The organism is Clostridium sp. Marseille-QA1073 (assembly GCF_054863625.1).
The window spans coordinates 45,164-56,130 of record NZ_JBSVQM010000026.1 but is presented as its reverse complement, the minus strand read 5'-3'; the positions used below and the strand labels follow the sequence as shown (position 1 = coordinate 56,130).

7 protein-coding genes are annotated in these 10,967 nt (G+C 29.5%); 1 reads left to right on the top strand and 6 read right to left on the bottom strand.

The window, feature by feature from the left end; genetic code table 11:
• The 5 genes from ACY1IQ_RS18105 to ACY1IQ_RS18085 form a co-directional block, all read right to left on the bottom strand.
• Positions 1 to 968, bottom strand: a 968-nt coding sequence (locus ACY1IQ_RS18105; RefSeq protein ID WP_461615295.1) for a zinc-binding metallopeptidase family protein, incomplete at its 3' end; no start/stop codon positions are given.
• Positions 969 to 981: 13 nt separating this feature from the next.
• Entirely contained in the window at positions 982 to 2,013 is a 1,032-nt protein-coding gene (locus ACY1IQ_RS18100; protein ID WP_461615294.1) for a M42 family metallopeptidase, read from the bottom strand.
• Positions 2,004 to 3,044, bottom strand: coding sequence for a M42 family metallopeptidase (locus ACY1IQ_RS18095; RefSeq protein ID WP_461615293.1), 1,041 nt, complete (start codon positions 3,042 to 3,044; stop codon positions 2,004 to 2,006). Before ACY1IQ_RS18095 ends, ACY1IQ_RS18100 begins: the two co-directional genes overlap by 10 nt.
• Before the next feature lie 111 nt (positions 3,045 to 3,155).
• Positions 3,156 to 3,794 (bottom strand): zinc-ribbon domain-containing protein, encoded by a 639-nt coding sequence (locus ACY1IQ_RS18090; RefSeq protein WP_461615292.1) that lies wholly within the window; start codon positions 3,792 to 3,794, stop codon positions 3,156 to 3,158.
• A 336-nt stretch (positions 3,795 to 4,130) separates the two neighbouring features.
• Entirely contained in the window at positions 4,131 to 4,784 is a 654-nt protein-coding gene (locus tag ACY1IQ_RS18085) for a DUF2628 domain-containing protein (protein WP_461615291.1), read from the bottom strand.
• Between the two features lie 181 nt (positions 4,785 to 4,965).
• On the opposite strand from ACY1IQ_RS18085, the gene ACY1IQ_RS18080 reads away from it, so the two are divergent.
• Positions 4,966 to 5,808 carry a 4Fe-4S binding protein gene (locus ACY1IQ_RS18080; protein WP_461615290.1) on the top strand — a complete coding sequence of 281 codons (843 nt, stop codon included), beginning with the start codon at positions 4,966 to 4,968 and terminating at the stop codon, positions 5,806 to 5,808.
• 68 nt (positions 5,809 to 5,876) lie between these two features.
• Here the strand turns inward: ACY1IQ_RS18080 and ACY1IQ_RS18075 are convergent, their stop codons facing one another.
• Positions 5,877 to 9,968 carry a glycosyl hydrolase family 18 protein gene (locus tag ACY1IQ_RS18075; RefSeq protein WP_461615289.1) on the bottom strand — a complete coding sequence of 1,364 codons (4,092 nt, stop codon included), beginning with the start codon at positions 9,966 to 9,968 and terminating at the stop codon, positions 5,877 to 5,879.
• Between the last annotated feature and the right edge of the window lie 999 nt (positions 9,969 to 10,967).

The following is a 10,967-nucleotide window of genomic DNA, read 5'->3' as shown; positions in this document are numbered from 1 at the left end:
ACTTCTATTCCTTTTTCAATATCTTTAATATTTGCCATTTCTGCTATACTATTTTTATATCTTACAGGGACAGAAAGTACTCCCGTTTTTATTCCATTTGTTTCTATATGAATTCTACCACCATCTGTGCCTTTCTCACTAAATACATACTGAGGTTCAATATTAGCTTTTTTGCAAGCATTTTCAAGCATCTCTTTAGTTTCATGGTGTATTATTAGATTTCCATCAAAAACATGAAGTCCTACACCATTTCCTAGCTTAAATCTTCCCTTTCCTTCTAAATTGTCACTGGATTCTTCAGCATCTACAATTATACAATACATAGGATTTATAGAGTATGCTGCCGCTCTTGCTCCTCTACCGTCTAGTGTATTTTGAGTAGAAAATACAAAAGAAAATTCTTTATTTAATTCACCTAGTTTTTCTCTATCTTTAGCTAATTCCTCTATTATTTTTAACAACATATAACATCCAATTCTATTATCTAATGCTGGAGCTGATATATTGTCTCCTATTTTTACTATTTCACCTTTAAATACTGCTACATCTCCTTCTTTTATTTTTTTTAATGCTTCTTCTCTACTATTTACTCCTAAATCTATATATACATCATCTATCTCTGATGATTTTTTATCACTACAAACTCTTCCTATAGTTCCATTTTCAAAAACTACTAAACTATCAACAGTGTTATTAACTTTAAAGTCTCCTAAATTCCCAACTTTCACAAATCCTTTATCATCAACAACTGTTGCAATTAATCCTACTGTATCCATATGAGAAACAAACATAAGCTTATCTTCTTCACATTGTACTTTGGCACCCATTTTAACTATAACATTGTCCATTTTATCGACTTCATAATTTATATCTAATTCATTTAGTTTATCAAAGATAACATTTCTTACGCCTTCTTCATGAGAACTTGTACCAAAAGCTTTTATTAACTTTTCTAATAATATGTCCATAAATCTATCCTCCTTATAATGTTTTTAAATATTCTTTTAATAATTTTAAAGCATTTATATAATCTTCCTGTGAAGCTACAGATACTGATGAATGAATGTATCTGCAAGGTACGGAAATAGCAGCAATTTTAGAAACTCCTTCTCCTACTGTATGAATTATTCCTGCATCATTTCCTCCAGCTATTGCTCTTCTTCTTTGATAAGGAATATTTTTTTCATCTCCTACTTTCATAATATCATCTGCAAGCTTACTATCAAAAATACTAGTTTTATCCATTATAGAAATAGCAGGTCCTTTACCTATTTCTGTAGCTCTTAAATCCTTTGAGACATTGGGCATATCTGCACATATAGTTCCCTCTAAAACTATTGCAATGTCCGGTTGTAAGTTAAAAGCTGAGATATATGCCCCTCTTTCTCCAACTTCTTCTTGAACATTGAACACTCCATAGATATCTCCATTATAATTTTCTTTCAATGCTTGAATTAGTAGTAAACACCCCATTCTATCATCAAAAGCTTTTCCTTTAAGTAGTTTATCTCCAAACTCATCATATTCAGTATCAAACACTGCATATTCTCCAAGCTCAACTAGTTTTTTGGCTTCTTCCTTATCTATAGCTCCAATATCAATACAACAATCATCATAACCAAAAGGTTTCTCTTTCTCTTCTTTTGACTGAAGATGTATTGCCTTTGCACCTATAATACCTGGTAACTTTCCATCACCAATTAGTATTGTCTTAGCAGGAATAACATTAGTACTAATTCCACCTAATGCTCTAAACTTTAAAGTACCATCATTATTATAACCAGTAATAATAAACCCTACTTCATCCATATGAGCAGCTATCATTATCTTTTTGCCATTACCTTTTTTATGTGCTACAATATTACCCATCTTGTCCACTTTTATTTCATCTACATAAGGTTCTACTTCCTTTTTTATAATTTCTCTAACTTGACCTTCATAACCTGAAGGGCCTGGTGCAGAACATAGTTTATCTAGTAATCCACCTTTTTTTAGTTCCTCTGTTAGAAACATAATATTCCCTCCAAATCTTCATATTTTAACTTTTCTATTAATTTTGCTAAAAGTATTCCTGTATTTTTAATGTCATTCATATTTGTAACTTCAACAGAAGTATGCATATATCTTTGAGGAATTGAAAGAAGCAAAGTAGGAATACCATCAGCAGTTACTTGTATAGACCAAGCATCAGTACCAGTAGACCCAGGACATATCTCAACTTGATATGGTATATTATATTCCTTTGCTATTGATACAAGGTGCTTTCTCAATCTTGGGTGTATATTAGGTCCCACAGTAATCATAGGACCACCTCCTAGTTTAACTCCACAGCCATTATCTCCAAGTTTACTATCATCGAATCCAACATCTATTGCAATTCCTATATCTGGTCTTATACCAAAACTAGCTGTTTTAGCTCCCCTACATCCTACTTCTTCTTGTGCTGAAGCAACAAAATAAACATCTAAATCATGGTTTATATTTTTAAGTTCTTTTGCACAAGTATAAAGTGAAACTATTGAAGCCCTATCATCACTTGCCTTTGAAGCAATATTATCATTTAATAATTCTCTAACTTCTCTTTTTAGTGTTACAAAATCTCCTGGTTTAACTACTTTCTTTAGTTCCTCTGTAGAAAGCCCTGTATCAATTCGAAGATTATCAATCTTAACTACTTTCTTTCTATCCTCCTCTTTCATTAGATGAGGAGGTTTTATTCCAATTATGCCCAATATCTGTTTTTCTCCATGAACTATAACTTCTTGAGAAACTAAAACCTTAGGATCTAAACCATTTCCTTTAAACTCTAAAAATCCATTTTCACTAACAGCTGTAACTACCATAAATATTTCATCAGCATGAGCCATAAGCATTATTTTCCCTTTTCCATTACCTTTTTTATAGATAATAGTATTATTTAAATTGTCTAAAGTAACCTGACCAAATTCTGAAAAAGCTTCTTTAATATTCTCAAATAACCAATGCTCTCTACCACTAGGTCCATGTCCTTCACATAAGCTTTTTAAAAGCTTTTTTTCATCCATAACCTTAGCTCCTTTCATTTTATTCTGAATTTTCTAATAATATCTTATCAAATCAAAAGAGTATTTACAAATGTACCTTAATCTTACTTTTGTAAATACCCTTCTTAATTATTACATATAATAAAATTCCATAGCTATTGCTGCACCTAAAATTATTAAAAATATTATTATTACAAATCCTATAACTGCTATTATTATCGGCAATGCTAAGTTTGTACCACCTTTTGATTTCATCATTTGATATTGGCTATTCAAATCACTAGTGATAGTCTTGATTTCAATAATTTTCTTTCGAGTTTCCTCTAAATAAAGCTTATTTCCAAACATGCCCACTAATATAGCTAATAAAAGCCATCCAAAAGGTATTCCCATCCATGATATTGCCATAGAAACTGCTATCATTAAAGTTCCCCATACATACATTTTCCTATATAATAACCATAATGATCCTAAGAAAAATGATGCCCAATTCCAACTAACGCTTTTATTAGTTTGATTGATTAAATTCCATTTTTCTATGTAATAATTTGTGTTTTTTTCACCAATAAAAGTTCTTAACTCATTCTCTGATACTCTACTAAAACTATCTCCAATATCGTTATTCATATTTGCCGAATAATTATAATTAGTTTCATCCTTAAAGTGTGAAAATTCATTATTTATATTATTATTACTTAAAATTTCTTTTCCACAATTAGGACAAAATTTTACATGTTGTTGAATTTCTTTTCCGCACTGTGAACAATACATACTCTTCCTCCTTTCTCTGTAAAATATCTAAAATTAACCTAATTTAGCTTAAATTAGACAAGACACCAAATTATTATATCATATTTATAATCTGTGTTAATAGACCTGTACATTATATATGTATTACTTTTAAATCTAATCTATGCTTTCATATAATCATGCTATTAAATTATTTAAATAAAAAAACTAACAATAAAATTGCTAGTTTAAAATTCATTAGATGATTAGTTATTGATAAGTTAATTTATTTTAAAAATATAATTTTTAATGAAATCTTATAAAGACTTAAGTCATATAAAGAATAGTTCACATATTAACTAGTTATTTTTTATATATCTAACCTGCTATTTCTGATACTATTGATATAAATAATACTATGCTAGCATAAAAAAGTAACAATGTTAATATAAACATAATTAATGCAATTGCTAAATTAATTCCTCCACGCTTTTTTATTATTTTAAGTTCATTCTCTTTTGGCAGATTTTTTTTCTTAACTTTATATATTTTTTCTTTAGCATGATTATAATATATGCTATTTCCAAAAAGGCCCAATATAATACATAATACTAGAGGTGGTATAATAGTTTCTCCAATTACAACACCACCAATAGAAACAAAATTTATAACTATAGTAATAAATCCCCATAGATACATTTTTCTATATAATAACCAGTAAGAAGACAAAAAAAAGGCCCACCAGTTCCAGCTAACATATTTGTTTGAAAGTTTTAAATTAACCCATTTATCTAAATAATAGCTGTTACTTTTTTTCCCTATAAATGCCTCTATTTCTTCTTTAGTAATAGTATCAAAGACTTTATTATAATCAATTACATTTTCTTCTTTTATGTAAGATTCATCTATCATTTCATTATTCTTATTTCTAAAAATATCTATGTAATCTTGTTCAGTTAATATTTTTGCACCACATTCACTACAAAAACTTTCTTCATTTTTAACTTCACTTCCACAATTGTTACATTGCATAAATTTTCCTCCTATAATAAATTAGGTCCATAGGATATTATACCATTTTCATCACCTAGTTGTTAATAATTTATACTTTATAATATAATTAATGTATCTTAAAGAAAATTATTAGTTAAAGCTTTTAATCTATTTTCTTTAAGATGCGTAAGTTAGAAAATTTATAAGGAGTTATCATAAGATGAATAATCAAACAAAATTACAATTAGCAAAAATAAAAGGGAAGGGGTTTTTACGTCAAAAAAATGAAAATCTTTTTTCTGTAAGAGTTATAAGTTATGATAATATGTTTACTTATGAACAAATGAATAAATTAGCAAACCTTTCTCATAAATATGGCAGTGGTAAAATTGCTCTCACTACCTATCAAAGTATTGAAATACCTAATATTAAAAGCGAATATATAGATGTAGTAAGAAAAGAAATAGCTTCTATGGACTTACATATTAATATAAATAATAAAAGATTAAGCTATATAGTTAGTTGTAGAGGTAGTATATGTATTAATGGTATTATAGATACCTATAGCCTTACATCCAAATTATATGAAAAAAATTATTCAAAATCTCTTCCTAATAAAGTAAAAATAGGTATATCTGGATGTCCTAATAACTGTGTAGTTTCAAATCAATATGATATAGGAATTATTGCTACAAGTCCCATAAAAATTAATGAAGAAAATTGTAAATTATGTAGTGCCTGTACTAAGATTTGTAAGAAAAAAGCTTTAGAAATTAAAGATAAACTAATTTTAAACAATGAGCTGTGTAAAGATTGTGGTAAATGCTTCAAAGCATGTAAATTTGATGCTATATCCATAGATAATGAAGGCTTAATGATTTATCTTGCAGGAAAATCCGGCAAAAAGCAAAAGCTTGGAACTGCTCTAAATAAAAAATTTAAATTAGAAGAAATTCCAGAGGTAATCTCAAAAATATTAGATTTTTATTGTGCAAATGCCTTAGAAAATGAAAAATTTGATGAAACTATAGATCGAGTTGGGATAGAAACATTATTAAAATAATATTTAAAGGATGTCTTAAAAGTCATACTTTTAAGACATCCTTTTATTTTAATTGTTTAAAATAGTACTTAGTTAACTAATTGCCAAGAATCATCACTACCTGGGGTTGATTTTGTCCACCATTTAGCTTGATACATTTTGCCTTGGTATGAGACAATATCTCCACCTACATAAGCTTTCCCTTCTACATAATCCATACTGCCATTTTCATCTTTATCTAATGCCTCCCATGAGTCATCACTACCTGGAATTGATTTTGTCCACCATTTAGCTTGATATCTTTTACCTTGGTATAAAACAATATCTCCTTCTACATAAGCTTTTCCTTCTATATATTCCTTACTACCATCTTCATTTGGGATAACTTCCTTTTCCCATGCAGGATTGTTTTCTGGAACTCCTCCTTGAGTCCACCATTTAGCAGTATATTTTTCACCCTTATATATTACAGTATCTCCTTCTAGATAAATCTTGTTTGGATCGAAATTATCATCTGTAATGTCAGGTTTTTCTTTAACTGTTATTATACGTTCTTTTGTGGTAATTAGCCCTTCACTATCTTCAACGGTGTAAATTAACGTGTACGCTCCTGCAATGTTAGTATCAACATTACCTGTAACTATTATTTTATCTGTTAAATTACCATCTTCTTTATCAATTGCTGTAACACCTTCCATAGCATCAAAGGTTTCTCCAATAAATACTTTTTTGTTTTCTATTCCTTTTAATATTGGTGCAGTGTTTATTGGAGGAGTTGTTCCTCCATCACCATCTTCCTCAAACTTCTTAAATACTTCTGTGAATTCATATTGACTAGATACTCCTGCATTTGTTTCTAACATAGCATCTCTATTCATTGACCAAAATGATGTCATAGCTATTTCTTTTTCAATAGCATGGTCAACAACCAACTTAGACCATTCTTTTGTAAATATAGGATGTGCACTTCCTTCAAAGCCTATTGATGAAGTAGTACCTATTTTGCCATAGGCTTGTCTATCTGTTAATTCTATATTTGCAAATTTCTTAAAGTAATCTTTTAACTGACTCTTCGTACTATCTATTGCTCTTATTGATCCTGTTCCATAATTTTCTCCTGGTAATAAAGTTCCTGATCCATAACACATAGTCATTATGTTTACAACTTCAACATCAACACCTTGTGAAAGATATGCTTCTAAAACATCAAGTTGATTCCAAGTTAATCCACTTGGTAATACAGGGACAGTTAAAACAATATCAACTCCTGTTGCATCTTGAAGCTTTTTAATCGCTTTAGCGTTTGCAATATTTTTACCTTTATCTTGTGCAGATCCTTCAATATCTAAATCTAACCTAGTTAATCCGTAACCTTGAACAATATCCATATAAGTATTAGTTAATACTTCTACATCTTGAGTTACTTCCCAGAATGGAGTTCCGTTTAAACCTCCAAGTGAGATTGCAACGTCTCCTCCAAGTTCACGTAATTCTTGTATTGATTTTTTAATTCCTTGATACTGTGTATTATCTTTATGTTCCTCACTTAGAACAGAGTGTCCACCCCAACCCCATTGAACTTTTCCATCTTTAATAGTGTTTGAAGTAGCTTGTATAAATCCAAGATTGAAGAATTTAACTCCTGTATCAAGAGATAATCTTTCTAAATTTGCTGCTCCATTATTGCTATAACCTGGTTTTGTTACCCATGCAACCATATCAACAAATGGTGCATTTACTTGTGCTGGCCATTCTATACCTTGTCCAACTTCAAAGTCAACAACACTACTTTCTTTTGCTTTTACTGTTATTGTGCATTCTTCTGTAGTCGTTTCATTTTTGCTATCAGTAACACTATATACTAATTTATAGGTTCCAGCCTTTGTTGTATCAACAGTTCCTTTTACTAAGATTTTACTTGTTAAATCTCCATCTTCTTTATCATAAGCTGTTATACCAGTCATTGGATTAAAGTTATCATCAACAGTTATTGTTTTATTTGATACTCCCTTTAATATAGGTTTAGTATTTACTTCTTTTGCTTTTACTGTTATTGTACATTCTTCTGTAGTAGTTTCATTTTTGCTATCAGTAACGCTATATACTAATTTGTAAGTTCCAACCTTTGTTGTATCAACAGTTCCTTTTACTAAGATTTTATTTGTTAAATCTCCATCTTCTTTATCATAAGCTGTTATACCAGCCATTGGATTGAAGTTATCATCAACAGTTATTGTTTTATTTGATATTCCCTTTAATACAGGCTTAGTATTTACATCAGAAGGTTCTGTTGCCTCTCCAAAAATAGTTTGTCTTACCATTTCCACTCCATTTGGTGTAATGCGTTGAGTGATTTCTATACTTTCAATAGCTGAAGTATCTTGAGGTGCTTCAGTAGATTTTAGCTTAAAACTATAACTTTTGCCTTGGTCTATCATTTTACCTTCCCATACGCCTTTAAGGTCTACTATTGTATAGCCATCTTTATTTGTTACAGTACCTGCCTGATAATCACCTGATGTTAAGTTTCCACCATTATTCTTAATATATAATTTAGGAAATTTAATTGTCTCTGCTGATCTTTCTACAGCCTTTAATACTTCACCAGATTCATTTACTACTTCATTATTTTTAATAGTTATTTGATATCCGCCACTTGATCCCCATGACTCTTTGTATGGTTCTACTGTTGCTGTTAGATCTAAGTCTGCATATTTTATTTCATAGGTTGGTAATTCCCCATCACCGAAAAGACCTTTTTTAGCGGTTTTTGTTAATTCATCCCGTTTGCTAGAATTTGTTGGAGCATCTTGTGATGACATCCATGATATCATTCCACCTAAATTATTTTCATTAACATAATTTGTTTTTTCTGTAATTGAACGTACGTTATCATAAGTAAAGAATGCTCCTGAGTTTTCATCATAAAGATATGGTGCTTTAGCTACATCGTCCCAGTACTCTTTAACTCCTGGATATTTTGCTTTTAATTTATCTAAGCTACGATGTGCCCATACTCCGCCACGGCGTCCTCTATCTCCTGATATTAATGGTGATTCATTTTCTGCTCCACGACTTGGAGATTGATCTGCATCAGTTCCTACTATAGATGCTTCGCCGTATAATCCTGGTGTACTAGCATCTGGTCCTTTACTTACCTTTTCCCATCCACGAGTATAGAATGCTGCACCAACGACTATTTTTTCTGGCTCTGCCCCTTGGCTAATTAAATAGTTAACACTTTCATCAACACTTAATCCTTTTCCTGCAAGTGGATCATTTGGATTTGAATATAATCCAGTTAGGTGACCACTTGTATCATCCCAAGCACCTCTTAGGTCGTAAGTCATAATATTAGCAAAGTCAACAATATTGAATAAAGCATCAATGTCAATTCCAAGATCAAGAGTTGCTTTTGGAGCTGGCAATGCTACTGATAACTCATATTGTTTATTTAATTTATCACCTTGCTTATTTAGCGCATTACGTAAATCTTGTAACAATAATATATAATTTTCTTTATCCTGTGGCTTAGCATTAGGTGTACCTTCATCATTTTTATTATCAACTAAATCTGGTTGACGGACTGAGCCCGGATATTCCCAATCAACATCTACAAAGTCCATATTTGTATATTCAATAAACTTTATAACATTTTCTACAAATTTTGCACGTTTTTGTGGACTTGCGGTTACAACTGAAAAATCTCCTGATTTAGACCATCCTCCTAAGGATACTCCTATTTTTAAATTAGGATTCTTTGCTCTTAGTTCTTGTAATGCTGGTAATATACCTGCATTTGCATCTCCCCATTGAACATTTGATTCTCCAGCTGGAGAACCTGTGGCAGCGTCTTTATCCGTAAATATTAAATTCCCTTCTGCGTCAAAATCTAAAAATGCAAAATTTAAATGTGTTATTTGATCTGCTGGAATATCTTTAGGGTAAAAATTTCCCTCACCTCCCCAGATAGACCAATCTCCATAATACATAACATTACGTTTTCCTGCTGGACTTAAAAAATTTTGAACATTTTTGGTATTTTTTAATTGTACTGCTTTCACTTCTGCAGGACTTATACCTGCAACTAGTATTCCTAGTGAAAGTGATACTGCCGTTGTAGCTGATACAACTCTTTTTGTAACTGTACCTTTTTTACCTTTACCTTTAGTAGTTTTCATTTTTTCTCCCCCTTATATAACATAGCAATTTAATCGTTTTCAAAGCTTTATGACCATTATATTTAAAGCTTTTCAAACTTATTTCAAAAAGAATTTTCTTCACTTAATCTTTAATATACCTTATAGCAAAAATGTGTATGAAGAAATATCCTTTATGATTCAATTTTAAAAGTTAAGTTTATATCTGTAATGTTTATAAATGTTAAAAAATTATCTATCTGTGCTAAATTTTTTGGTGAGCTTAATAAAAATTCTCACCAATTTTAACTTTTAAATTTAATTTTTTACGATATTACGATATATTTAATTATTTCATTGTCATTGTTAAACTTATTTTCTGAAAGTCTAATTACGCTCTATCTAAAGATTTAATTAACAAAATAAATTGTAAAGCATATATTAAAGAATTTAATATATCTTTTAATTATTGATAAAAACACAAAATGGAATACTTATATCTAAAATTCAAAAAACTGTAATAGGCGATAGAGGAAATTTAAATATTTCTCTAAAGTTCTATCGAAAATTATATGCTTAATTTATCTATATCTTAAAGGAATAGTGCTTTGTTTCATACAAAAATTAAACAAAATTTAAACTCTTTGCTAACTTGTGTTTAATTGATTTTCGTAATGAGGACCTTATGTAATAAGTTGTAATTTATATATGAATTATATAATCTCTAAATATCCTTATTTTTCAAATTGCTATAATTTAATTATAAATTATCCATAAATTTAATACAAGTCTAAAAATTTAGAATTTTTTATGGTATGATTAAAGTAATTGCATAAAATTTTACTAAACTTCAATAGAAGAATAAATATAAATAAAATTATAAGTTGTATTTATATAAAATAGCTTTAAATTTAGATTTTGATAACGAGCAAAAAAGCTATAGACAAATTCTCTAATTTGTCTATAGCTTTTTATTACATAATTAAAATATCAGCAACGTATAAATAATAGTGTTTAAATTATATTTATTAATATATTAGT